The organism is Pseudomonas sp. PDM15 (assembly GCF_014851565.1).
GTDB lineage: Bacteria > Pseudomonadota > Gammaproteobacteria > Pseudomonadales > Pseudomonadaceae > Aquipseudomonas.
The window spans coordinates 1-452 of sequence record NZ_JACVAA010000029.1 but is presented as its reverse complement, the minus strand read 5'-3'; the positions used below and the strand labels follow the sequence as shown (position 1 = coordinate 452).

The 452-nt window shown below is 69.9% G+C and carries 1 protein-coding gene; it reads right to left on the bottom strand.

What is annotated here, in order from left to right; all coding sequences use genetic code 11:
• Positions 1 to 452, bottom strand: a 452-nt coding sequence (locus IB232_RS23395) for an aldehyde dehydrogenase family protein (RefSeq protein WP_192400905.1), incomplete at both ends; no start/stop codon positions are given.

The following is a 452-nucleotide window of genomic DNA, read 5'->3' as shown; positions in this document are numbered from 1 at the left end:
CAGCGGCCTTGCGGGTGATCATCGCGCTGGGGAAGTTCCACGGCGTGAGCAGGGCGGCGACGCCGACCGGCTCGACCACCGTACCCAGGTGCGCGTTGGGGATGTGACTGGGAATGTTGCGGCCGTTCAGCCGTCGCGCTTCCTCGGCGAACCAGGGAATGAAGCTGGCGGCGTAGTCGATCTCGCCGAGGGCTTCGGCCAGCGGCTTGCCCTGTTCCAGGCTGAGGATCTGCGCGAGGTCCTCGCGATGCTGGCGAATCAGCTCGGCCCAGCGGCGCAACAGTGCGCCGCGTTCGTCCAGCGTGCGGGCTCGCCAGGCGGGGAAGGCGGCAGCGGCGGCGTCGACTGCGGCGACTATCTGCTCGCGGTCGAGCAGCGGCACATGGCCAATGGCTTCGCGGGTGGCGGGGTTGTCGACGGCGATGCTGGTGCCACTGGCGCTGTGCAGCCAG